22 protein-coding genes are annotated in these 23,621 nt (G+C 60.1%); 14 read left to right on the top strand and 8 right to left on the bottom strand.

Going from position 1 to position 23,621, the window contains the following annotated elements:
* Nucleotides 1-35 precede the first annotated feature (35 nt).
* From CS919_RS01425 to CS919_RS01410, 4 genes are all read left to right on the top strand, one after another.
* On the top strand, nt 36-3,353 hold the full coding sequence (locus tag CS919_RS01425; protein WP_159460940.1) for an exonuclease domain-containing protein: 3,318 nt from the start codon (nt 36-38) through the stop codon (nt 3,351-3,353).
* 75 nt (nt 3,354-3,428) lie between these two features.
* Nucleotides 3,429-5,171, top strand: coding sequence for a cation:proton antiporter (locus CS919_RS01420; protein WP_234990711.1), 1,743 nt, complete (start codon nt 3,429-3,431; stop codon nt 5,169-5,171).
* Nucleotides 5,172-5,342: 171 nt separating this feature from the next.
* Nucleotides 5,343-5,936, top strand: a complete 594-nt coding sequence (locus tag CS919_RS01415) for a DUF222 domain-containing protein (protein WP_099297513.1) — start codon at nt 5,343-5,345, stop codon at nt 5,934-5,936.
* Nucleotides 5,933-6,406 carry an HNH endonuclease signature motif containing protein gene (locus CS919_RS01410; protein WP_099297511.1) on the top strand — a complete coding sequence of 158 codons (474 nt, stop codon included), beginning with the start codon at nt 5,933-5,935 and terminating at the stop codon, nt 6,404-6,406. Before CS919_RS01415 ends, CS919_RS01410 begins: the two co-directional genes overlap by 4 nt.
* Before the next feature lie 6 nt (nt 6,407-6,412).
* On the opposite strand, the gene CS919_RS10800 is transcribed toward CS919_RS01410, so the two are convergent.
* Nucleotides 6,413-7,741: a glycerophosphodiester phosphodiesterase family protein gene (locus tag CS919_RS10800; RefSeq protein WP_234990709.1), complete on the bottom strand. Its 1,329-nt coding sequence runs from the start codon at nt 7,739-7,741 to the stop codon at nt 6,413-6,415.
* Between the two features lie 266 nt (nt 7,742-8,007).
* Nucleotides 8,008-8,886 carry a PPK2 family polyphosphate kinase gene (locus CS919_RS01400; protein WP_099297509.1) on the bottom strand — a complete coding sequence of 293 codons (879 nt, stop codon included), beginning with the start codon at nt 8,884-8,886 and terminating at the stop codon, nt 8,008-8,010.
* Nucleotides 8,887-8,940: 54 nt separating this feature from the next.
* Between CS919_RS01400 and CS919_RS01395 the strand changes: the two genes are divergently transcribed.
* Together CS919_RS01395 and CS919_RS01390 are read left to right on the top strand one after the other, a co-directional pair.
* The gene (locus CS919_RS01395; RefSeq protein WP_159460939.1) at nt 8,941-9,807 is read left to right on the top strand and encodes an NAD(P)H-hydrate dehydratase; all 867 of its coding nucleotides are present in this window, start codon (nt 8,941-8,943) and stop codon (nt 9,805-9,807) included.
* Entirely contained in the window at nt 9,804-10,514 is a 711-nt protein-coding gene (locus tag CS919_RS01390) for an SDR family oxidoreductase (RefSeq protein WP_099297505.1), read from the top strand. The genes CS919_RS01395 and CS919_RS01390 overlap by 4 nt, the downstream gene beginning before the upstream one ends.
* Here CS919_RS01390 and CS919_RS01385 read toward each other — a convergent pair.
* A complete protein-coding gene (locus CS919_RS01385; RefSeq protein ID WP_099297503.1) occupies nt 10,501-11,241 on the bottom strand; it encodes a class I SAM-dependent methyltransferase in 741 nt (246 codons plus the stop codon). The two genes, CS919_RS01390 and CS919_RS01385, sit on opposite strands and share 14 nt — an antisense overlap.
* Entirely contained in the window at nt 11,241-12,827 is a 1,587-nt protein-coding gene (locus CS919_RS01380) for a succinic semialdehyde dehydrogenase (RefSeq protein ID WP_234990707.1), read from the bottom strand. The genes CS919_RS01385 and CS919_RS01380 overlap by 1 nt, the downstream gene beginning before the upstream one ends.
* 181 nt (nt 12,828-13,008) lie before the next feature.
* Here CS919_RS01380 and CS919_RS01375 point away from each other — a divergent pair, with 181 nt between their 5' ends.
* Nucleotides 13,009-13,911: a Bax inhibitor-1/YccA family protein gene (locus CS919_RS01375; RefSeq protein ID WP_099297500.1), complete on the top strand. Its 903-nt coding sequence runs from the start codon at nt 13,009-13,011 to the stop codon at nt 13,909-13,911.
* 74 nt (nt 13,912-13,985) lie between these two features.
* Here the strand turns inward: CS919_RS01375 and greA are convergent, their stop codons facing one another.
* Together greA and CS919_RS01365 are read right to left on the bottom strand one after the other, a co-directional pair.
* Nucleotides 13,986-14,507, bottom strand: a complete 522-nt coding sequence (greA, locus tag CS919_RS01370; RefSeq protein ID WP_099297499.1) for a transcription elongation factor GreA — start codon at nt 14,505-14,507, stop codon at nt 13,986-13,988.
* Nucleotides 14,508-14,616: 109 nt separating this feature from the next.
* Nucleotides 14,617-15,057, bottom strand: a complete 441-nt coding sequence (locus tag CS919_RS01365) for a DUF4307 domain-containing protein (RefSeq protein ID WP_099297611.1) — start codon at nt 15,055-15,057, stop codon at nt 14,617-14,619.
* 160 nt (nt 15,058-15,217) lie between these two features.
* Here CS919_RS01365 and mca point away from each other — a divergent pair, with 160 nt between their 5' ends.
* The 3 genes from mca to CS919_RS01350 are packed head-to-tail and all read left to right on the top strand — an operon-like array spanning nt 15,218 to nt 17,222.
* Entirely contained in the window at nt 15,218-16,018 is an 801-nt protein-coding gene (gene mca / locus CS919_RS01360; protein ID WP_370737737.1) for a mycothiol conjugate amidase Mca, read from the top strand.
* Between the two features lie 18 nt (nt 16,019-16,036).
* Complete coding sequence (locus CS919_RS01355) at nt 16,037-16,441, top strand: hypothetical protein (RefSeq protein WP_099297497.1); 405 nt, start codon at nt 16,037-16,039, stop codon at nt 16,439-16,441.
* Between the two features lie 10 nt (nt 16,442-16,451).
* Nucleotides 16,452-17,222: an isoprenyl transferase gene (locus CS919_RS01350; protein WP_234990703.1), complete on the top strand. Its 771-nt coding sequence runs from the start codon at nt 16,452-16,454 to the stop codon at nt 17,220-17,222.
* 3 nt (nt 17,223-17,225) lie between these two features.
* Here the strand turns inward: CS919_RS01350 and coaA are convergent, their stop codons facing one another.
* Complete coding sequence (coaA, locus tag CS919_RS01345; protein ID WP_099297493.1) at nt 17,226-18,179, bottom strand: type I pantothenate kinase; 954 nt, start codon at nt 18,177-18,179, stop codon at nt 17,226-17,228.
* Nucleotides 18,180-18,298: 119 nt separating this feature from the next.
* On the opposite strand from coaA, the gene glyA reads away from it, so the two are divergent.
* From glyA to CS919_RS01330, 3 genes are read left to right on the top strand one after another with little or no spacing between them, the layout of a single operon-like run.
* On the top strand, nt 18,299-19,585 hold the full coding sequence (glyA, locus tag CS919_RS01340; protein WP_099297491.1) for a serine hydroxymethyltransferase: 1,287 nt from the start codon (nt 18,299-18,301) through the stop codon (nt 19,583-19,585).
* 2 nt (nt 19,586-19,587) lie between these two features.
* Complete coding sequence (locus CS919_RS01335; protein ID WP_099297489.1) at nt 19,588-20,196, top strand: isochorismatase family protein; 609 nt, start codon at nt 19,588-19,590, stop codon at nt 20,194-20,196.
* 25 nt (nt 20,197-20,221) lie between these two features.
* Nucleotides 20,222-21,016, top strand: a complete 795-nt coding sequence (locus CS919_RS01330; RefSeq protein ID WP_099297487.1) for an enoyl-CoA hydratase/isomerase family protein — start codon at nt 20,222-20,224, stop codon at nt 21,014-21,016.
* A gap of 42 nt (nt 21,017-21,058) precedes the next feature.
* Here CS919_RS01330 and CS919_RS01325 read toward each other — a convergent pair whose 3' ends face one another.
* Complete coding sequence (locus CS919_RS01325; protein WP_099297485.1) at nt 21,059-22,264, bottom strand: acyl-CoA dehydrogenase family protein; 1,206 nt, start codon at nt 22,262-22,264, stop codon at nt 21,059-21,061.
* A gap of 732 nt (nt 22,265-22,996) precedes the next feature.
* On the opposite strand from CS919_RS01325, the gene CS919_RS01320 reads away from it, so the two are divergent.
* Nucleotides 22,997-23,617 (top strand): LPXTG cell wall anchor domain-containing protein, encoded by a 621-nt coding sequence (locus CS919_RS01320; protein WP_099297483.1) that lies wholly within the window; start codon nt 22,997-22,999, stop codon nt 23,615-23,617.
* Nucleotides 23,618-23,621: the final 4 nt, after the last annotated feature.

The following is a 23,621-nucleotide window of genomic DNA, read 5'->3' as shown; positions in this document are numbered from 1 at the left end:
ACGCACCGATCACCTCTCCATGAATGAAGGCCAGCATGCAACGTCCATCCAGCTACGCAGTAATCGATCTTGAAACCACCGGATTTGGCTCCAGCGACCGAATCATTGAAATAGGTGTGGTCTTGCTCGATCACAACTGCGAGGTGCAAAAGACCTGGGAGACGCTGGTCCAGCCGCACCGGGATGTGCCTAATACCTTCGTCCACCACTTGTCGGCGTCGGATCTGGTGGACGCGCCAACGTTTGCGGACATCGCCGGGGAACTGGCTACCCTCCTGCACGGCCGCACGATGGTGGCGCACAACGCGAGCTTTGAAGTGCGGTTCCTGACCCGCGAGTTCGGACGGCTCGGGGTTGCACTGCCTTCGTACGGAACGTGGGTGTTGGACACAATGGTACTGTTCGGACAGGCCTTTCCACAGCACAAGCGGTCCCTGGGGGAAGCGCTGCGGGTGACGGGAATCTCCAATGAACGTCCGCACACCGCGCTGGCCGATGCAGCAGCGACGGCAGAGTTGCTGGCATACCTCTACGCGTCAGATTTGGACGCGCCCCTGCGAGGAGCGACGCTGAAAATGCCTGCTCACGAGTACGCACAAAGCCGCCCCGTGATTCCTCGTGGTCATACGGAGCCCCAGGGTGAGGGCGACGATGAATGGCTGAGCCGATTGGCCACCAACTTGCCTGCAGCAAGGGAGAGCAACGCGGAAAAGTACAAGACCGTCCTGCGAGCCGTCCTCGCCGACAAGAAGCTGGTGAAGTCAGAGATCAAGCAACTAGAGAAGCAGGCCGCGAAGGACGGCATCCCACACAGTGATCTTCTCCTCATCCACGAGGAGTTCGTGCGCCAGCTTGCTATTGAGGCGTGGTTGGACGGGATCATTACCAACGAAGAACGCCACACCTTGACCACTCTCGGCACGCAGCTGGGAATGTCTCAAGGGTTCGTCGATGAGCTACTCGCTAGCCCGCAGCAGGGCGAATACGAACTGCGCCTGACTCTCGAGCCCGGCGATCGCATCACCTTCACCGGACAGATGGACCTTCCCCGCGAAGAGTGGGAAGAGCGCGCACGGGCGCTGGGATTCGACGTAGGCGGAGTGACTAAAAAGTCTAAGGTGCTGGTTTCCTCTAACTCGGACTCGGAAAGCGGCAAGGCTAAGAAAGCTCGTAACCTGTCCGTGCCGATCATTGGCGAGAAGGAGTTTGCGCAGCTAATCAACGCATTTACCGGCGCCACGGAGGAGCCGGAACCTACGCTCTCCGTCAGCAGTCCGCAGACAGAGCAGCGAGAATCCGCCAGCGTATTGAGCGCACTTTTCCCATGGCTGGGTGATCTGACCAAAGACCCCATGGAGATCGCTCAGCTGTGGGCCCTCAACCATCGTTCCGCTGCGCTTGCCGGGTTATCGCCTGTCTTGGAACCCAGCACCAAGCCGGAGATCGATTCCACCTCCTCCGTGGAGCTGAAGTGGATGTCCCGTTTCCCCGAGCCGCTATCCGCCAGCGTGCTTGATCTCCAAGACATCAAGGGCGTAGGCGAATACCGGCTGCTCAACATGGTGGAAAAGGCAGTGCTCAGCGCCTTTGACGCGGACCTCGATCTTCTTGTTCCAGAATGGGAAGGCAACATCACGGACTTCTACGCCGATGATGAAACCTTTGAGTCTTCGGACTTCTTCCAAGGCGGCACAGCACAACAGATAACCATTCCGGAGGACGAAGTCCTATTGTTTGCGGGATGGGCGGAATTGGCCGGGGTTGGCGTCGGAAATCAACCGGACGCACTGAAAGAACGCACCGCTAACCTGCAAGAATCGCTGGATTCACGCGATCCCGTGCGCTACCTGTTCAACCAGGCCGTGGCGCAGCTTGTCGATGCCGCGGCCGACGATGAGCGCAAGTTGGCGATCATTGAACGACGGTGGCTGGGTCAGCAGACGTTGGATGAGCTCGGCAGCGCTTTCGGCATTACTCGAGAACGAATTCGCCAGCTCGAACGGAACCTTGTCCAAGATTGTAAAGGGAAGTGTGACCTGTTTGACGAGGTCGCTGAACTGATTGCCGAGCGCATCAACCCGCTGATTCGAGTAGAAGACCTCATCGAGGAAATCCCTGCGCTCGTGGACCGCCCTGCCGCGTTTGATGCGACCTTTAACGACATTTTCGAGCAGATCAACGGCCAATGGTTCGTTCACAATGGTTGGGCAATGCAGCCGGACTTCCTCACCCAGTCCGATGCCGCACTCGAGGCACACGCAGATAACAACGGCGTGGCACGATTGGCCGACATTGCCAATGAGCTGGGGATCGGCGCTGATCAGGTAGAAGAATTCCTGGCTCGTGAAGAGTCCGCGAGTCGCCTGATCATCGGTGATTGCGTGGCCATTAACGCTGGAAGTCACCATGATCGCGCTGTCGCTGTGTTGGCAATCCACGAGAAGCCGATGACCGTGGACGAGATCTTTGAGGTGCTGGGCTCCGTAAATGGACGTTCGGCCAGCAACCAATACGCCGTGGATCCACGGATGATCAAGGTAAGTCTCAACAAGTGGGCACTGGCTGAATGGGGAATGGAGGAGTACCGCACCATCACCGACTGGCTGGGGCGACGCGTGGATGCGGGAACTGAGCTTGTTGAACTTGAAGGCGTGGACCTAGAAGAAGGTGAGATCTCCGGTGTGAAACTGGAGGAACTGTTCGCGGAAGCGGAACGCCTGGAGATCTCGCAGAACTCGATCCGAGCCTATTCCGCAGGTGCCGAGTTTCAGATTATTGACGGCGTGGTGATTCGCCGCGTCGAAGAGCAAAGTGACCGATACGCGCGCAGTATCGAGGAAACTAGGGACATGGTGATGCGCGACGGGGAGTGGCATCTGCTGATGGACGTGAATTCTGATCATTTGCGTGGCAGTGGCTTCGCGGTGGGAAGCGGAATTGCCAACTTCTACGACGTCCCACCGAAAGGCGAATGCGCTCTGGATTCGCGATTGGGTACTCAATACGTGCGTGTCAACGGCTTGGGGCAAACCCAAGTGTCCACGATGAAGCGGTTCCTCGATGATCTGGGCGTCAATGTTGGTGACCGTGTGTTTTTGAAGTTCGGCGAGGACAAGACATTTGAAGTGTCACTCGCGCCAGGTTCCGAACCGGATGCCACCGGCGTTGCCGCAATCTATGACGCCCTGGGGATCGCCCTCGATGACCTGGACGCAGACGCGTCAATCGAAGACCAGCTTGCTCCAGTCAATGAAGCGCTGGGTCTGCGGCCCAATGCGCCGCGGCGCCGTACCGTCGCAATGTTCAATCACCGCAGGCAGGAAGGGTTGGCAAATCTCGTGCAAGCCCTATAGCGAGAAATCGCCGTCTCGCTCCCAAGTACACTCAAACCATTCTCCTGTCGTTGCATGAGCATGAAGTAGGTTCTTGTGGAAATTCTGATCGGCATCGTTGCCCTGATCTTCGTCAGCATCGTCATGGTAGCCATCGGCGAACGCCTCGGTCTACCGTGGCCCACTTTGCTGACCGTGGTGATCGCGGGCGCCATCTTCGTGCCAGGGCTCCCCAGCCTGGACGTGCCCAGCGACATGATCCTGCCGATTTTCCTCCCACCCCTGCTGTGGGCACTCGCGCGCCGTACCAGCTGGGCGGTCATTCGCTCCCAGCTTTCGACGGTGATCAGCCTGTCCGTGCTCCTTGTCGTCGCCACAATCGCCGCCGTGACCGGCACCTTGATGCTGATGTACCCCACCCTGGGCGTGGCTGCCGCCGTGGTCATCGGTGCGGCGCTGGCCCCACCAGACCCCGTGGCTGTGGACGCCGTCGCCGAGACCACCGTGGTTCCCCGCCGCCTCACGTCCACGCTGCAGATGGAAGGTCTTTTTAATGACGCCGCCTCCATCGTCGCTTTTCACGTCGCCCTCGTGGCTCTTCTCGCTGGCGGCGATTTGTCCATCGCGCAGGGGGTGTGGGACTTTGTGGTTTCCGTTGCTGTGGCCGTGCTGATCGGTGTGTTGGGTGGGCTGGGGGCGGCGAAGATGTCCAACATGATGGATTCCACCACAGCGCGCACCGCGTTTAGCTGGATTGTTCCATTCGCGGTGTACATCGTTGCCGAAGAACTTTATGCGTCTGGCGTGATTGCCATCGTTATTGCAGCCGTGGAGATGAATTCCCGATTGAACATCGGTGCCGAAGATAGGCTGTCCGGCCAGGCATTTTGGGAGACGGTGGAGATGGTATTCACCGGTCTGGCCTTTGGACTGATCGGCCTGACTGTCCGCGATGCGATCCACGAAGTGGGCACTGACCTGTGGCACGCCGTGTACGTGGGGTTGATCGTGTCCCTAGTACTGATTGCCGTGCGTTTCTGCTGGATGTTCGGGTTCTACAAGGTCAACAAGCACAAGACGCGCAGGGACATCGCCCCACTGCGCATGAAGGAAGTAGTGGTGCTGACCTGGGGTGGCATGCGTGGGCTGGTGAGCCTGGCGCTGATCCTGTCTATCCCTGGTGGCGCATTGACCAATGCGCATGAAGTCTCCGTTATCGCACTGATGGTGCTGCTGTGCACCATGGTGATCCCCGGCATGACGTTGCCGTGGCTGCTGAACAAGCTGGACCTCGCGCAAGGACCAGACGCCCTCGATGATCAGGCTCGAGAGGCACTGATTGCGCGCGGACATCGGGCTGCATTGAAGGAACTCTATCGACATGCCAATGACCTGTCGCCACAATTTGTGGCCTCGATTGAACACTGGTTGACAGAGGAAGCCGATGCGCGCATGGATGCCTCGGCGTCTCTTGAGGCTTTTCGCCGGGCAAAGGCGAAAAAGGCGCTGGTTGCAGAAGGGGAAATCACACTGGATGAGGATGGTCAGCCAGTGGACGCCCGTTGCGAGCGTCTAGTTGGGGAACGCGTGGAGGGCACTGGCGATACCCTGTTGCGCGATGCGGAGGTCGACGTGGATGTATCCGAACTAATTTCTGAACGAATGGCCTATGCCTCGCAAATGCGGGTCAAGGCCACCGAGATTAGGAAGGTAGCCCTGGAGGCTGCGCAGTCCACCGTGGCTGCCGCGCGGCGCGAGCCGGGGCAGGATCCCGCGATCGTTGACCAGGTTCTTCGGGATATCGACCGCATGCTGATTGCAGCGACGGCGCAGCGCTAGCGTTCGGGTTATCTCCACCGTTCAGCGGCAGGTGCTTAATCGAACATATGTTCTAATGAAAGCGCGTTTTTAGAATGTTTGTCCTGCCCGTTCGTATAGTCATGTGTGAACGTTGTTTCGATGCGTTGATCACCAACACACACGATCATTTACACAAGGGGCTTGGTTGTTATGGGGGAGTTGTTTTTCGACGCCTGCGCGCCGGACGATCCACTATCCATTCACTACATGAACACTAATCGCGCTGACTTCGCGGCCTGGCGTTCGGTGCTGCCGGATCCTGTTCTTGACGATGTGGGGGTGCATTCCTGCCGGGTGGCCTCGCGTTTGGGGACCTCGGAGACGTTGGCGAGGCAGAACTTTGATGCGCTGTTGATGTTGCATTCGTTTCCGCAGTTGGCGGCGTTGATTGAGCAGATGGCGCACATTGACTTGTGGCGGTTGCGAGCTATTGAGCGGGCGGTGATTGGCGTGGAAGAAGAGGCGCTGGAGGCGGTGGACCGGGAGATTACGCGCTACCTCACGCCGCGATATGCGGGGCAGCATTTGCCGGGGGCGACGGCGATTCGTAATCGGGTGCGCAAGATTGTGTTGCAGCATGATCCGGAGGCGGCGGAGCGGGATGAGGATGAGTCGCGCCGGAGTTTAGGGTTCACGCCAACCAGCGGCGGTGGAGCCAAGATGATGGGCTACCTGCCCGCGGATGAGGCCAAGACGGTGCACGATTCTCTCAGGGCCATCGCGCGCAAGCACGTCAGGCAGTGAATGTCACGAGCATCCGTAATCTACGCGAAGGCATTGCTGAGCAGATTGTGGATGCCTACGTGGTGCCTGCTGCCATGGCCGCTTACGTGCGGGGTCGCGACGGAACGTGTTGCGGACCTGGCTGTTCGATACCTGCCGCCAACTGCGATATTGACCACCGGATCCCCTTTGATCAGGGAGGTTTGACCACTCCGGCAAACTTGCACACCCTCTGTCGTACCTGCCACAACCGCAAGACGGACGGCGTGATGAAAGTGATCATGGACGCTCAAGGCGCTGATCACTGGATCTTCCCCGACGGAACCGTCGTGGTCACGCTGCCGGATGGCCCGATCGTGTGGCCTGGCAAGCGAATGATGGACGGTCGGTGGCGTCAGAACTGGGAGGAACGCACCTTGCAGCGACGAGTATTGCGTCGAGAAGAAAACCGACGGGAACACCAAGAACCACGAGAAAGGAGCATCGCTTAAGGCCTGCTAGGCGATCGTGATGCCTCGGCTGTTCAGGATTTCGGTCGCGCGGGTGGGGTAGTCCGTGATCAGGCCGTCCACGCCGGTGTCGATGATGCGATTGATGTCATCGGACTCGTTGACGGTCCAAGGGATGACCTGGATGCCGTGCTGGTGCGCCCACTGCACATTTTGCTGGTTGACCAGCTTGAAGTTGGGGGACAGGACGTTGGCTCCCAGCTGCTCGGCGGCTGCCACAACATCGCCATGGACATCGTCATAGTTGATTGGCTCGATCCACACGGAGTTATCCTTCCACGTGGTCTCGTCGTAAAGTGCAACGATGTCCAGCTCAGGGGCGGACTGGTGAGCCAGCGGAAGCGAGCGCCAATCAAAGGACTGGATGGCGGAGCGGTCCACGGCGTTGTTCTGCTGGATCACGGGGACGATGACGTTCACGAACTCCTCGGGAGTCGCAGAGTCCTCACGGTTTTCGGCTTCGATCTTGGTTTCAATGTTGAAGTGGACCTGGGGATCAGCGGCAGCGATGTCGAAGACGTCCTGCAGCTGCAGCAACTTGTTTCCCTTGACAGGCTCGACGTCTGGGAAGCCGGAGAGCTTTTTGTCGCAGTTGAGGGTCTGCAACTGATCCCAGTTCAGCTCGTGCACCAGCTTGCCCACATAAGGAAACTCGGGATCGTTGGCCGTGGCAGTTTCGTTGGGATCGTCCACCATCGCCGGAGAGAACATGCCGATCGGGGTGGAATCTCCCACGTGGATCACCTGCGTGCAACTCATCGTGTTCTGCTCGTCACTTGCGGCGGCTTCGGTAGTTGGTGCCGGAGCGGTGGGGCGTTCGTTCGGGTCCAATCCCGTGGCGGGGGCGGCGGACGAGGTTGGCGTCGAACCAACGATCGCAGGCACCGCACCTACAGACACCACCGCTGCCAGGATCACCGCCGCACCGGCGCCCACCAGGGTGGGGAAGGGGCGTTCGTTTTGTGTCCGACGCCATGCTCGAACCGACTCAACGATTCCATCTTTCCGAATAGGATCCTCTATCCAGCTCCAACTAACAGCCGCGAGCAAAACAGAGACGACTACCTTGATCAAGGACGCCCAGAATTGGTGCTGCTCCAGCCACGAATGCGGCATGAACGCGATCACGGGCATGTGACACAGATAGATGCAGTAGGAACGCTCGGCCAACGTGGAGCCCAAGTCCTGCTTGCGCAGCGAGGCCGTAACAATCAGCACGGAAACCAAAGTATGGATCACGGCAGGCAGTAGGCGGCGGAATCGGCGCAGCCAGAACGTGGACAAGCCGAGGTTGCCGTTCTTGTCCCATGAACGCATCAGGTTGGCCGTGATCAGATAACCGGCGAGCGTGAAAACCCGCCCACGCCCAGCAGGCCGCCCACAAAACCTGGGACGTTGAGGTGGTACAAAATCACCACGGCAACGTCGATTGTTCGCAGGCCCACGAGGCCAGAAACATAGCGGTGACGGGCAATAACGGGACGAAGTATAACTGGCGGGATTCCTTCATCGCGCGAGAGACATCTGGATAGCGTGCTCCTCGCGCCCATCAATCCAGAAACAACATACCCAATCGGGGGAGATCAGTCACGAGGGTCGTCAGGCAGGGCCTTGACTCGCTCCAATTCAGTCTCGGCGTCCACAGGAGCAGATGGCCAATCCAAGTTCATTTTCTGTAGCGTGTCCAGCAAAACCAGCTGGACGACCAGGCGCGCGTAGTCCTTGTTATCACTGGGCACCACGAACCACGGTGACTCGTCCGTGGCGGTGCGCTGGATCGCGATCTCATAGGCGCGTTGGTAGTCCTCCCACTTCAGGCGCGCTTCGATATCGGATGGGTCGTACTTCCAGTGCTTCTCGGGCTTTTCCAGCCGTTCGATGAGGTTTTCCTTTTGGAACTCCGGCGAGATGTGCAACATGAACTTCAGCACCCGCGTGCCCTGCTGCGCCAGCTCCTTCTCGAACTCGGCGATGTCCGTGTAGCGCTGCTCGATGACCTCCGGCGTGGCGATTTCCTCCACGCGTTGGATCAGCACGTCCTCGTAGTGCGAGCGGTCAAAGATGCCGATCATCCCTGGTTCCGGCAGTTGCTTGCGCACGCGCCAGAGGAAATCGTGCTGCTGTTCCGCCTCGGTTGGTTTTCCGAAGGAGGCTAGCCGGATTCCTTGCGGGTCCAGCGCTCTATACAGCGCTTTGACCGCGCCGCCCTTGCCTGAAGTGTCCATTCCTTGCAGCACGATCAGCACGCTGCCTGGGTTGGTGCCGGCGCGGTGGTTGGCGAACAGACGCTCCTGCAGATCTTCCAGCTCGTCCTTGATGTCGTCCTGGGACTTGTCGAGTCGCTTGTCCAGCTTGTCCCCGGAGCCTTTCAACCCTGGTGTGGAGGCTGGGTCGATGTCCGCGAGGCGGATATCGGCTCCTACTTGCAGTTTGAGTGCATCTTCGATGGTCAGTGTGCTCATGGGGCACAAGCTTAGCGGGCTACCGGGACACGCTTCGTGTATATGCTGGAACGCATGAGCAGTGTTGAACTTCGTAGTTGGAACGCGTTGGAGTCTGGCGTCGACGAAACATACGCCAGCCCGCTGCCCGGTGAACCCGCCGCTAACGACGATAAATACAGTGGCGGCGTGGTTGCGATTTGCGCTGGTAGCCCGGCGTTTTCTGGGGCTGGTGTGTTATGTACGACGGCAGCAACGCGCACCACCAGCTCCATGGTTCGCTACATTGGTGACTCTTCGGCTGCTATCGCAGCGAATCCGGAAGTGGTGGGGCACCATGATGTGGATAGTGCCGGACGGGCGCAAGCGTGGGTGATTGGCCCGGGCCGAGGGACGGACGATTCCGCAGCCGCGGAGCTCCGGACGGTGCTAGAGCGTGACGAGCCAGTGGTGGTGGACGCGGATGCGCTGACGCTGCTTGCACAGCGTGCCGATCTTCGTGACTTGGTGCGGACCAGGGGATGCACGGTGCTGACTCCACATGCCGGGGAATGCGAGCGTTTGGCGGAGGCCGAATCCGTGGAGCAACACGACCGCGTGGAGACTGCATGTCAGTTGGCCCGCGCACTGAACTGCACCCTGCTCCTCAAGGGGCGCGAGACGATCATCGCTGAAGGGGAGCACGCGCACGTCATCGACGCGGGCTCGTCCTGGGGAGCGACTGCCGGTTCTGGTGATGTGCTGGCCGGAATTATTGGCGCCCTTATCGCCCGGCCGGGGCAGGCCGGGGGCTTGCGGGAAGCAACCACCGCGGTGTGCATTCACTCGGTGGCAGCACATCTGTCCGCCCGGACAGAGTTCGGGTTCGCGCCCACCAGCGCCTCTCGCATCGCTGAAGCCATCCCCGCAGCAATGGCGAAGTTAGGTACAACGGACGTATGAGAAATCAACAGGCATCCACCCATCCGCGTATCGCTTTCATCACCGGCGCCTCCCGCGGCCTCGGCAAAGCCATCGCGGAAGAGCTGAGCAAGGACCACCACATCATCGTGGGAGGATCCAGTGACACCGCTGCAGAAGTGGCGCAGCAACTGCCCAGCGCGGAGCCGTTCATCGCGGACCTGGCTGACCTCGACGCCGTGCGGGAGCAAGTAGACGCAATGGGGTTGGAGCAGGTCGATGTGCTGGTCCATGCCGCGGGTGTGACGGCGCACAAGGCCACTACGGAGACGACCGCGGACGAGTGGCAGCGAGCCTTCGACGTCAACTTCTTCGCCGTCGCCGAGCTCACCCGCCTGCTGCTTCCCGCGCTGCAGGCCACGCGCGGCACGTTGGTGGCCATGAACTCCGGCGCAGGCAACCACTCGGGCGCGGGCTACGGCCCCTACGCCACCACCAAGCACGCGCTGAAGGCCTACACCGACGCGCTCCGGGATGAGCAGCGGGATGCGATCCGCGTGACTTCCATCCACCCTGGCAAGGCTGATTCCGATATGCAGCGAGAAATCCAAGCTCAGCGCGGCAACGAATACGACGCAGACGAGTTCATCAAGCCCGGGTCCATCGCTCAGGCAGTACGCGTGGCCGTGGACTTGGGCGATGACTCCGTGATCGAGGAGCTGGTGATCCGCCCAGCTAATGGGAAGTAGCGCGCGAAACGAAGATCGCGGTTCCGGGAAACACGGATCCGCGCAGCTCAGACCACTGACCCCACGCGGGTGTGCCCGGCCTCCACTCCGGTTCCACTACGTCTTCGAGCAGTAAGCCGGCGGCAGCGTGGGCGCGGATCCAATCGCCGACGGTGTGGTGATACTCTGCATACGTGCGCTCGCCGTCCTCGGCGAATTCCTCATACACGCTCTGAAAATACGGAACCTGGGCCAGCAGGCCGATGGGCCCCGGATCGTCGGGGAAGACCCACGCCATGGGGTGATTGCTGGCCAGCACGCAGCGGCCACCGGGCTTGAGCACGCGCCGGACCTCTCGCAAAGCACCCGGGAGATCCGCGAGGAAGGGGAGGGCGCCGAAGGAGGAGAAGGTGGCGTCGAAACTCTGCGAAACAAACGGCAACGCCGCCGCGTCAGATTGCACGGCGAACACCGCGGAACGGTCAGACCGGCTCAGCATGCCGCGAGAAATGTCCTGCGCGATGGCGATACCGCCGTGCGCGGCGACCCACGCGGAACACGGGGCAGTGCCAGCGCCGAGCTCGAGGATGCGCTTGCCACGGACATCGCCCAACAAGTGGGCTTGATCCTCGGTGAGGCGCTCGGGGCACCAGTGGAAATCATCTAAGTAATCGGCGTGCTCGGAGACGTACCGAGCAGCGTCCGAATCCCAGTGAGCCCGGCTGACCCGGGCATCGGCGTGCTCCACTAAGGCAGCAGGCGCAGGGTTTTGCCCAACAGCATCGCGCGGCTCATGATGCGGGAGTACGCCTTGCGGCTCAGCGACTCAGGGCCGCGCATGGACATGCCGCGCTGCTCCGTGACGTTCTGACCAGCGGTGTACCTCAGCAGGCCGGAATCACCGTGGCGGTTGGACATGCCGGATTCCTTCATGCCGCCCGACGGTGCACCGATGGCGGTCCATGCTGCGGCGTAGCCATCGTTGATGCCCACGGAACCGGCGGCGATCTTCGGAGCGACATCCCAACCGGTGGATGGATCGGCCCAGACGGAAGCGTTCAAGCCATAAGGGGTGTCATTGGCCAGCTTCACAGCTTCCTGCAGGTCAGAGACAGGCTGGACGTAGACGACGGGGCCGAAGACCTCGTCGTTGAGCAGACGAGCATCCTCGGGAACGTCCGTGAGAATGGTGGGCTCGTAGAAGTAAGGTCCCAAGTCAGGGCGAGCCTTGCCGCCCGCGGCGATGGTGGCACCCTTCTCACGGGCATCCTCCACGAACTCGTCCACGGTCTTGAGCTGATCCGCGCTTGCCAGGGAACCGACCTGCGTCTCCCAATCAAAGCCGGGACCGATGGACTGCGCCTTGGTGCGCTCCACGAACTTGGTGAGGAACTCCTCGTAGCTGTCCTGCTCCACGTAGATGCGCTCCGCGGACACACACAGCTGGCCGGTGTTGGAGAAGCAGGCCTCCACGGCGCCGCGAGCGGACTTTTCCATGTCTGCATCGCTAGCCACGATCAGTGGGTTCTTGCCGCCCAATTCTGCGGAGAAGCCAACCAGGCGACGGCCCATGGTCTCGCCCAGCAGCTTGCCGGTCTTTGTGGAACCGGTGAACATCAGGTAATCGCACTGCTCAGCGATGGCGGAACCCACCACGCGGCCAGAGCCGGTGGTCAGCTGCACCAGGTTGCGGGGCAGGCCTGCCTCGAAGAGCAGTTTGAATACCAGCAGGGAGGTAAACGGGGTGGAGGAGTCCGGCTTGGAGACCACGGCGTTGCCGGCCAGCAGGGCTGGGATGGCATCGGAGATGCCCAAGGTCAGAGGGTAGTTCCACGGGGAGATTTGTCCGACCACGCCCAGCGGGTGGCGGTACTCGCGTGGCTTAGCCAGCACGGGCACGGCGGTGCGGCGGGACTTCGGAGACATGAGCTTTTCCACGCGGCCGGCGTAGTAGCGAGCGTTGTTGGCTACGTCGAGGATTTCATCGAAGGCGCCGGTGCGGTTCTTGCCGGATTCCAGCTGCACCATGTCTGCCAGGAGCTCGCGGTTCTTGAGCACGGAATCGTGGAAGCGCATAAAGATGCGCTTGCGCTCGGAAAACGGCACGTGCACCCAAGACTGCTGGGCGCGACGTGCAGCACGGAAGGCCTTGTTGACGAGCTCCTCATCGCCGGAGCCTACCCAGCCGATGGTCTCGCCGGTCATCGGAGCTTCGATGACGAGGTTGTAACCGTTTTCATCCAGGGTGCCGAAGCGAGCGTTGGCAGTGAGGTCACGCAGTTCCTGCGCGAGGTCGGTAGGAAGCGGTCCAAGTTCCAGTCGCTGAGGTGTCATGTTTCCGAATACTAGCGAAATCATCTGACCTGTGGACACGAGAGTGCAAAACTACTAAAGATATTTGGAAAAATGTTGCCCATAGGGAACTAATCGTGACGCTGATGCGTTTACCATGTGACACTTGGAGTTCTAGAACCACTAGAAATCAACAAAAGCGCACAATTGGAGTGAATGTCACATGAATCGTTCCACGAACCCGGTGATGGGATCCCTGGCCAAGCAAGGCCAGCACCCATTTGCTGAGTCCAACCAGCAGCAGGGTGGCCAGCAGGGCCAGAACCCCTACGGCACCATGGGCAACCTGGCGACCGCGCAGGGTGGTGCGCAGAGCGCTGCTTACCACCAGGGCATGCAGAACGCTGCGAACTACGGAAATGCGGGCACCTCTGATCGCCCCATGACCGTTGATGACGTGGTGGCTAAGACCGGCATCACGCTGGGCATCATCGTGGTCATGGCCGTAGTGAACTACTTCCTGTCCGTTACCTCCCCGAACATCGGCATGATCCTGACCGTGGTGGGCGCTATCGGTGGCTTCGTCACCGTGCTGGTCTCCACCTTCGGTAAGAAGTACGGTTCCGCTGCCGTCACCATTATTTACGCCCTGTTCGAAGGACTCTTCGTGGGTGGCATCAGCTTCATGTTCGCCAACGTCACCGTTTCCGGTGCGGATGCGGGCGCGCTGATTGGCCAGGCAGTCCTCGGCACCATCGGCGTGTTCGTGGGCATGCTGTTCGTCTACAAGACCGGCGCTATCCGCGTGACCCCGAAGTTCACCCGCTTCATGGTGGGCGCACTGATCGGCGTACTAGTGCTGGCACTGGGCAACCTGGTCTTCGGCCTGTTCACCGGCGAAGCTGGCCCACTGCGCGATGGCGGCCCACTGGCTATCATCTTCTCCCTCGTCTGCATCGGCCTGGCCGCCTTCAGCTTCCTGCTGGACTTTGACCAGGCAGACCGCTTGGTGCGCGCCGGAGCTCCATCCAAGATGGCATGGGGTGTGGCCCTTGGCCTGGCCGTCACCCTGGTCTGGCTGTACATCGAAATCCTGCGTCTGCTGAGCTACCTGCAGAGGGACTAACACCTTAGACAACAACAAAGCCCTGCCCTAGAAGAAAATCTAGGGCAGGGCTTTTGTCGTCGAAAAAGAAAGACCTACTGCTGGTCGCGAGGAACGTCCAGATCCGGATCGTAAGGCTCAGCGGAGATCAGCGTGACCTTCACCTCATTGCCGTTAGGGGTCTGGTACGTACGAGACTCGCCGTTCTTGGCGCCCACGATCGCGGCACCCAGAGGGGCATCGGTGGAGTAGGTCTCCAAATCAGGGTTAGAACTCTCCAGGCCGCGGGTACCCAGCAGGAAGGTTTCCTTGTCGTCCTCGTCATCGTCGTAGTAGACGTGCAAAACGGAACCGACCTGAGCCACGCCGGACTCCTTGGGAGCCTCGCCGATCGTGGCGCTGTCCAGCAGCTCCTCGAGGTAGACGATGCGAGCTTCTTCCTGCCCCTGCTGCTCACGAGCAGCGTGGTAGCCGCCGTTCTCCTTCAGATCGCCTTCTTCGCGACGCTCGTTGATCTCCGCAGCCAATGCGGGACGGTTCTCCTTCAGGGAGACGAGCTCTTCGTTCAGGCGGTCGTATGCTTCCTGCGTGAGCCAGCGTGTCTGGTCATCAGCCATGGTGCGTACACATCCTTATGTTGCGTTATTTATCAATGCGGCACGACAGTGTAGCTGTTTCGCCGCTTCAAGTCCGAGCCAGTCTAGCATTCCGGCGGACGCTGGCTGCTTAGTTGTCGCCGCTGGTTTCCAGATGCGGCGGGATGGTGGTGGAGCAGCCGTAGACCTTGGCGGCGTGTGCGCGCTCGCGGGTCTGGATGTCCAAGGCCATGCGGGTGATTGCGTCCCCGCCGGCAGGTAAGAAGACTTCCCGACGCCCAACTTCATCCTTCGAATAGTTCAGCGCAGTGACAATGCAATATGCGGCTTGGGAAGGATCGTCGCGGGAAATATCGATCTGGCTGGTGATCTTGGAATCGGACATGATCCGGCCATCGGTTTCCACAGCGGTGACGGACGCCTCGCTGGTGCGGGTGACCATGGAGAAAATATAAATACCGGCGGCGATGATCATGGCGACAAAGACCACTACGAGAATTTTGCCCGTGAAGTTGGAGTTACGGGATTGTCCATAACGGTCTTTCAGCACAGGGGTATCAACGGTATTCATGATGAAACCCATCGTATAACACCGTCTGGCAGGGGAGTACATTGTGTAACAGTCCCAAGAACCTCAGGAGGGCTACGTTCCCGTGGCACAAGAAAACCAGCACCGCATTCTTGCCATTCACGCACACCCGGATGACGAATCGAGCAAGGGCGCGGCCACCATGGCCCGCTATGCCGACGAAGGTCACCGGGTGCGCGTGCTGACGTGTACCGGTGGCGAGCGCGGGGACATCCTGAACCCCAACATCCTGCACGTCGATGACATGATCGGCACCCGCCAGCAGGAAATGGCCCAGGCAGCAGAAATCCTGGGCGTGGAGCACGAGTGGCTGGGATACGTCGATTCCGGGCTGCCAGAAGGTGACCCGCTTCCGCCCTTGCCCGAAGGCTGCTTCGCGTTGCAGAACACCGAAGAGGCTACTGCTGCGGTGGTCAAAACCATCCGTGAGTTCAAGCCTGACGTCGTCGTCACATACGACGAAAACGGCGGGTACCCGCACCCAGACCACATCAAGGTGCACGCGGTCTCGGTGCGCGCATGGGATGCGGCCGCAGACCCAAAATTCCACCCAGAACTGGGCGAACCGTGGGAGATCAAGAAGCTCTACTACACGCACGGATTCGTAAGCAGGCGCTTCGAGCTGCTGGAACAGGAGCTGGAAACCGCGCTGGAGCAATCCAGCGGCTCGGAGATCCCTCGCGAGGCCTTGGACCGGATCTCCTTGTGGCGCAAGATGCCGGACATCTTCCCGCGAGTAACCACGCGAGTGAAGGTGGGCGACTACTTCGAACGTCGCAACGATGCACTGCGGGCGCACGCCACCCAGGTGGATCCCGACGGCCCGTTTTTCATCACCACGCCGGAGATGGAGCGCAAGGTGTGGCCGACCGAAGAGTTCGAACTGGCGAAGTCTCGCGTGGAGACACAAATTCCCGAGACTGACTTGTTTGCAGGGCTATAAACGGAGCACACTAGGACTATGAACACCCACTCCTTGATCATCGCGCAGAGCCAAATCAACGAAGGTCCCATGGGGCCAGAGTTCGGCAAGGCCGCGCCCATCGGCCTGTTCGTGATCTTGGCGCTGCTTTTGGTGGTGCTGACGTTGGGCTTCTTGATGAACAAGCGGGTGCGTCGATTGGAGCGCCGTCGAGCATTTGCGGACGCGCACGGCATCGACCTGTTCGATACCGAGCGCCTGGATCAGGCCATGGCGGAGGCCGGGTACGACGAGACCGCCAAGGGCGGCTCCATGTTTGCCCGCACCGAGGTGCCACAGACCGATGATCGCTTCCAGCCGTCCTCCGGCATCGCCACCGGTCCCGCTGCCATCGATGCAGAGGCGCGCCGGGCACACGGGGACTCGAACGCCGACGAGCGCTAGACTCGACGGCGTGAACAGCATCCCGAAGATTCTCTATCCCGCATACGAGTCGCAGCTTGCGCGCTCGTTGCGGGATAAGCCGAGCCCGAGCCACATCGCCATCATGGCGGATGGCAACCGGCGATGGGCGCGGGAAAACGGTTTTACGGATGTCTCGCACGGTCACCGCGTGGGGGCGCAGAAGATCGCCGAGCTGTGTAACTGGTGCGATGAGCTGGGTATTGAAACCGTCACGATCTACCTACTGAGCACGGAAAACCTCAAGCGTGCCGCCGAAGAGCTGGACCTTTTGTGCACGATCATCGGGGACGTGGCCGAGGAGTTGGCCAACGATGCTGCTGGCTTCCGCGTGCACGCCGTGGGGCATTTGGAGTTGCTTCCCAACAGCCTCACCAAGCGCCTTCGCGCCAACGAGGAAGCCACCGCGGGGCACACCGGTGTTCGTGTAAACATCGCCGTGGGTTACGGGGGCAGGCAGGAGATTATCGACGCCGTCAAGACGCTCGTCGACGAGCTCGCTGAAGAGGGCGTGCCGGCCACGGAGATGGCGTCGCGCATCACGGCCGACGCGTTGGGTGATCACCTGTACACCTCTGGTCAGCCGGATCCGGATCTGGTGATCCGCACCAGCGGAGAGCAGCGGCTCAGCGGCTTTCTGCTCTGGCAGTCCGCGTACTCGGAGATCTTTTTCACGGATACCTACTGGCCGGCGTTCCGCCGCGTGGACTTCTTGCGCGCTCTGCGCTCCTATAGTGAGCGCCACCGCCGCTTTGGGCTATAAACGCTAGAGCTTGCGCATGCGCACGGTCTGTACGGCGTGATCCGGACCTTTACGCAGCACCAGTGAGGCCCGCACCTTGGTGGGCAGGATGTTTTCCGTGAGGTTGGGGAGGTTGACGTTCTGCCAAATTTCGTGGGCGACCACCGTGGCTTCTTCGTCCGAGAGGTCAGCGAAGTGGTGGAAGTGCGCGTTGGGATCTTTGAACGCGGTGTTCTTGAGCCTCAGGAAGCGGTCGATGTACCAGTCCTCGATATCCTCGCGACGGGCATCCACGTACACGGAGAAGTCGAAGAGGTCGCTGACCATCAGCGTGGGGCCGGTTTGCAGCACGTTGAGGCCTTCCACGATGAGGATGTCCGGCTGATCCACGGTGATCGACTTGTCTTTGATCCGGTCGTAGGCCTCGTGGGAGTAAATGGGTGCCTGAACGTTGCGGGCACCGGACTTCACTTGGGTGACGAAGCGCAGCAGATCTGCTTGGTCGTAGCTTTCAGGGAAACCCTTGCGGTGCATGAGGCGACGGGCCTCAAGTTCCTTGGTGGGGTAGAGGAAGCCATCGGTGGTGATCAAATCCACTCGAGGGCTAGACTCCCACCGTTGCAGCAGCACTTGCAGCACGCGGGCGGTGGTGGACTTACCCACGGCCACGGAGCCACATACGCCGATGATGTAGGGCACCTTGGAATCTTTTTCTTCCAAGAAGGTGGCGGAGGCCTCATTGAGCATGCGATGTGCCTCGACGCGTAGGTTAATCAGGCGGGAGAGAGGCAGGTAGATCTCTGAGACTTCCTCGAGGTCGATCTCGTCGCCGATACCGCGGAGCTGCTCCAGCTCATCTTCTGTGAGCACCTGGGGCATGGACTTGCGAAGTTTCTGCCACTGGCTGCGCTTGAGCTCAATGTAGGGGCTGGCCGTAGGCAGGTTTTGATCCGTCGGCACCGGTGCGGGATGCGTCATACAAACCATTGTGCACCCTCTTTAAGTGGTAGATGAAATTCAGATGGCTTAGTGGCTGTCCGCACCGTGGCTATCATAGGACTAACGCGCGTAATGCAACCTACGAAAGGCCGGATCACATGACGGATCAACACCAGCACAACATGCCGCTTGGAGAGCTCGACCCAGAGGTGGCACAGGCCATCGCTGGAGAACTGGGCCGTCAGCGGGACACCCTGGAAATGATCGCCTCGGAGAACTTCGTTCCTCGTGCGGTGCTGCAGGCTCAGGGCTCGGTGTTGACCAACAAGTACGCAGAGGGTTACCCCGGCCGCCGCTACTACGGCGGCTGCGAGCACGTTGACGTGATCGAAGACCTGGCGCGCGACCGCGCCAAAGAGGTCTTCGGCGCAGAGTTCGCCAACGTGCAGCCGCACGCGGGTGCGCAGGCCAACGCCGCTGTGCTGATGGCCCTGGCTAACCCCGGCGATAAGATCATGGGCCTGTCCCTGGCCCACGGCGGCCACCTGACCCACGGCATGCACCTGAACTTCTCCGGCAAGCTTTACGAGGTCGCGGCCTACGAGGTTGATCCCGAGACGATGCGCCTGGACATGGACAAGATCCGCCAGCAGGCCATCGAGGAGAAGCCGCAGGTGCTGATCGCGGGTTGGTCCGCGTACCCTCGCCACCAGGACTTCGCTGCGTTCCGATCTATTGCCGATGAGGTGGGAGCCAAGCTATGGGTGGACATGGCGCACTTCGCTGGTCTGGTGGCCGCTGGTCTGCACCCTTCTCCAGTACCTCACGCTGACGTGGTTTCCACCACCGTGCACAAGACGCTGGGCGGCCCGCGCTCTGGTCTGATCTTGGCGAAGCAGGAGTGGGCCAAGAAGCTCAACTCCGCTGTGTTCCCTGGTCAGCAGGGTGGACCTCTCATGCACGCTGTAGCTGCCAAGGCTGTGGCCATGAAGGTGGCACAGACAGAGGAGTTCAAGGATCGTCAGCAGCGCACCATCGAGGGCGCGCAGATCCTGGCGGAGCGCTTGAATGCCGAGGACACACAGGCCGCTGGTGTGCAGGTTCTGACCGGTGGCACGGACGTGCACCTGGTGCTGGTGGATCTGCGCAACTCCAAGCTGGATGGTCAGCAGGGCGAGGATCTGTTGCACGAGGTGGGCATCACCGTTAACCGCAACGCCGTTCCTTTCGACCCTCGTCCGCCGATGGTCACCTCCGGCCTGCGCATCGGTGCCTCCGCGCTGGCCTCACGTGGCCTGGATGCTGCTGCCTTCACCGAGGTTGCAGACATCATCGCGCTGGCTCTGACCGGCGGAGCTGATGTGGCTGACCTGAAGGCTCGAGTGAGCAAGGTCGCTAACGATTTCCCGCTGTACGACGGTCTCGAGGACTGGAAGCTGGTGTAACAATGTCTCCTCGCCGCGCACTGGTCATCGTGGACGTGCAGAAGGATTTTGTGGACGGGTCTTTGGGTACCGCTCGTGGTGCCGAGGTGGCCGCCGCCATTTCCTCTTTCCTTTCCTCCGACGCCAACAAGTACGCACACATAGTGGGCACCTTGGATTGGCACGTGGATCCGGCCGGGCACTTCGTCGCAGCTGGTGAGCAGCCGGATTATTCGGAGACGTGGCCGGTGCACTGCGTGGCGGGCACAGAAGGCGCTACGACGTATCCGGCGCTGGATACCTCCGCGATTGAAGCGTGGTTCCGCAAGGGAGAATTCACCCCGGCATATTCCGGGTTTGAAGGGCATTTAGCTCCAGCGTTCGCGGAGGCTGATGGGCTGAAGGTGGAGCGCAAGACGATCGGGCTGGAGCAGTGGCTGCAAGACCGGAAGATCTCTCACGTGGACGTGGTGGGTATTGCCACGGACTTCTGCGTGAAGGCCACCGCGCTGGATTCCCAGTACGCTGGATTCCATACGACGGTGATCGAGCAGCTGTGCGCTCCTGTCAGTGATGAGGGCGCGCAAGAGGCTTTCGCCGAGCTGCGCGCCGCGGGTGTGCTGATCAGTTAGTTCCCAGCGCGGTAAGTTGGAAGGCATGAATGATCAACTTGTTCTCGTGGAAGACGCACACGGCGTCCGTTTCATCACCATCAATCGTCCGGACGCGTTCAACTCCTTGAACCGCGATCTGCGCCTGGCCTTGCTGGATGCATTCCAGCAGGCCGTAGAGGATTCCCGCGAGCCAGGCCGCCCCGTGCGAGCTGTGGTCTTACGCGCCGCCGGCAAGGCGTTCTGCTCTGGCCAGGATCTCAAGGAACAGCTGCAGGATACGAAGACGGGCACGGGCACGGAAAAGGTCGTCGAAGAGTACAACCCGATGGTTGCCGCTCTGCTGGAGATCCCTGTTCCCACCATCGCCGCCATCCAAGGGCCTGCGGCAGGTGCAGGGTGGGGCATCGCGATGGCTTGCGACTTCCGCTTCATGACGTCCGCTGCTTCGTTCAAGGGCGCTTTCACTGGTGTGGGACTGGCCGCGGATTCTGGCCTGTCACAAACACTGGTGGATACGGTAGGACGCTCCCGCGCTCTGCAGCTGCTGTTAATGGACCAGAAGATCTCCGCCGAAGAAGCGGTGCAGATGCAGCTGGTGCAGTCCGTGGTTGATCCAGCGGAGTTGGAAGACGTGGTCACTCAGTTCGCGGGCAAGCTGGCGATGGGACCGACTGCGTCGTACAGAGAAATGAAAGCGCTGGTTAAGCGGGCCGAAACGGTCAACCAGGCCGCGGCAGCTGAGGCCGAGGCGCAGAAAAGACTCTTTCATACAAGGGATCACTCGGAAGCTGTTTCAGCTTTCGTAGAAAAACGCCGCCCCCATTTCCACGGAAAATAGAAGCGGCGATGCTCTGCCCACGCAATGTGGGTTGAGTTAAATCTAGTCGCGACGAGCGTCAGTCGGGACGTTCTTCTTGTCGCCCTTAGCCATACGCCGCGCGATGATCTCGATCATGATCTCGTTGGGGCCACCGTAGATCGGTTGAACTCGGGAATCGAGATAGTGGGTAGCGATTGGATACTCCAACATGAAGCCGTAGCCACCGTGCATCTGAAGGGCTTGGTTTACCACCTTAATTTGCAACTCGGTCGTCTGATACTTGACCATCGCACCGGTGATTTCGTCCAGCTTCCCTCTAACCTTCTCCATGATGCACGCGTCAACGAAGGACTGAGCACTTTGAATTTCGGTCGCCATTTTGGCAAGTTCCCAGCCATACGCCTGATGGTCAATGAGGCGCTTACCGAAGGTCTTTCGATCCTGGCTGTGTTGGAAAACGAGGTCGAACGCACGGCGGGAAGTCGCAATCGAACCCACGGCGATTGACAAGCGCTCTTGTGCCAGGTTGGTGCGAAGGTAACCGAAGGCAGCACCTTCTTCGCCCAGAAGGTTTTCCTTGGGCACGCGCACATCCTCGAAAGAAAGCTCAGCAGTGTCTTGAGACTTCAGACCTACCTTCTTCAGAGGGCCGGCCTGGGTGTAGCCGTCCATTCCCTTTTCGAGAATGAGGATCGAAACACCGCCGCGACCAGCTTCAGGGTTGGTGACAGCAACGACGAGTGTGAAATCTGCCTGGACACCGTTGGAGATGAAGGTCTTGGCTCCGTTGAGGATGAAATCGCCGTTGTCATCTTTGCGCGCAACGGATCGGATTCCGGCCAGGTCAGCACCGGCACCTGGCTCGGTCATTGCGAGCGCGCCGATTTTGTCGCCCGCAATCAGCGGCGCTAGAAATCGACGCTTTTGTTCGTCATTGCCAAATCGATCGAGGTAGGGGATGACCAAATCGTTCACGGTTTGGATGCCTACGATGACGGATCCGGAGTCAGCTTCGGCGAGTTCCTCGGAAACGATTGCGTTGAAGCGGTAGTCGTTGGCCATGCCGCCGCCGCCGAACTCCTCCGGTGCCATGATGCCCAGCAGGCCCATGTCGCCTGCCTTCTTGAACATCTCACGGTCGCAGTAGCCCTGCTCGTGCCAGCGGTCGACGTTTGGCTTGATTTCGGCATTGACGAAATCGCGCACCGTCTCGCGGAACATGTTGTGTTCTTCTTCGAAAATTTCGCGTGGCAGGTAATTCTTCATAGCTCCCTCTTACTGTTCAAGGAATGTGGCGGATGAGGACAAATCAAGTTCAGTGTGATCTGTGCCTCGCATTAGTTATAACCATAGTACTTCGCTGGGCAATTTTCTAGAAATCTAATAAAACAACATTCGTGTTGCGGAAATATTGACAACCGAAGTGAGGTCTGGCTAACCTACATAATGTGTCACAGGCTAGTCACCTGAGATGCACTGCAGTTGTGGAATAGCCACTCGTTTCCCAGACCTCTTCTCCTGGGCAACTCGGCACCCCACGGAGTTTCATACCGCACCGTGGCGCGAGCCGAACGTGGCGAAGTGTCCAGAGAGTCACTGTGTGGATTCGTCACCCGCACAGCCGGACGCTTCAACAATGAATGGCACGGTTTCAGGCTCGTCACCCGAAACTTGCACGAAAGACCGCCCCCGAGCCGTTGTGGCCGAGGGCGGTTTTTCTTTTCCTTACCTATAGAATGATGCTGTTGCAGCCTCGTGCCCCAGGGGAAGCCGGTCCAAATCCGGCGCTGACTCCGCAACGGTAGGTTCTCACTCACCTGAGGACGAGCCCGAATGCCTGGGGCAACCCGAGGAGCGGCTCACGAACTGTCGGGACATACAGTTTCGTCTGAGCCCCGCAGTTGCCTTACCCCCTAGGTAGGGCCAGCCTGCGGGATTCTTATCGCAAACATTCCCGAGGTTCACTCCATGATCACTGAACTTGAGGACTGACTCGCGATGAATACCCGCTCCCACGCCCGCCGAATTGCCGCCACCGCTGGAGCCGCAGGCCTGCTCACCGCCAGCGCACTGACCACCGGAACCTTTCTTCCATTAGCCGCCGCAGAGCCTTCCACCTGCGCAGATAATGAAGTCACGGTGGTCGTTGAAGGAGAAGGACAGGGCTGCGCTCCCGGCGGTGTCACCGGCTGGGAAGCTCTGGAAAAAGCAGGCTTTAGCGTCACCCCAGTAGAGCAGTTCGATGGCCTCGTCTGCCAGATCAACCAAAAGCCCGTCAACGCGGACTGCAGCAAGGCGCCAGAAATGGATGCTTACTGGGGTTACTACAGCGCCCCACTCGGCGGAGAATGGAACTTCAGCCAAAAGGGCGCCAATGAGCAGATCGCGGAAGCAGGAAAGGCCGAAGGTTGGGCCTTCGGCAACGGTGCCAAGCCATCCGCCGTGCCAACCAAGTCTGAACAGGGCGCAGCAGGCGAGCAGGACTCCGCCTCGAATGAGGCAGAGTCTGCGTCGGAAGAAAACAACAATGCGTGGACTTCGATTCTCGGCGCACTGCTGGTGCTGGCAGCTGGCCTGGCCGTCTACTTCTTCTACAAGCGATCAGAGCGGAAGCGCTAGCCAC

This window comes from Corynebacterium dentalis (assembly GCF_900232865.1).
Lineage (GTDB): Bacteria > Actinomycetota > Actinomycetes > Mycobacteriales > Mycobacteriaceae > Corynebacterium > Corynebacterium dentalis.
This window is presented reverse-complemented; position numbering and strand designations above follow the sequence as displayed.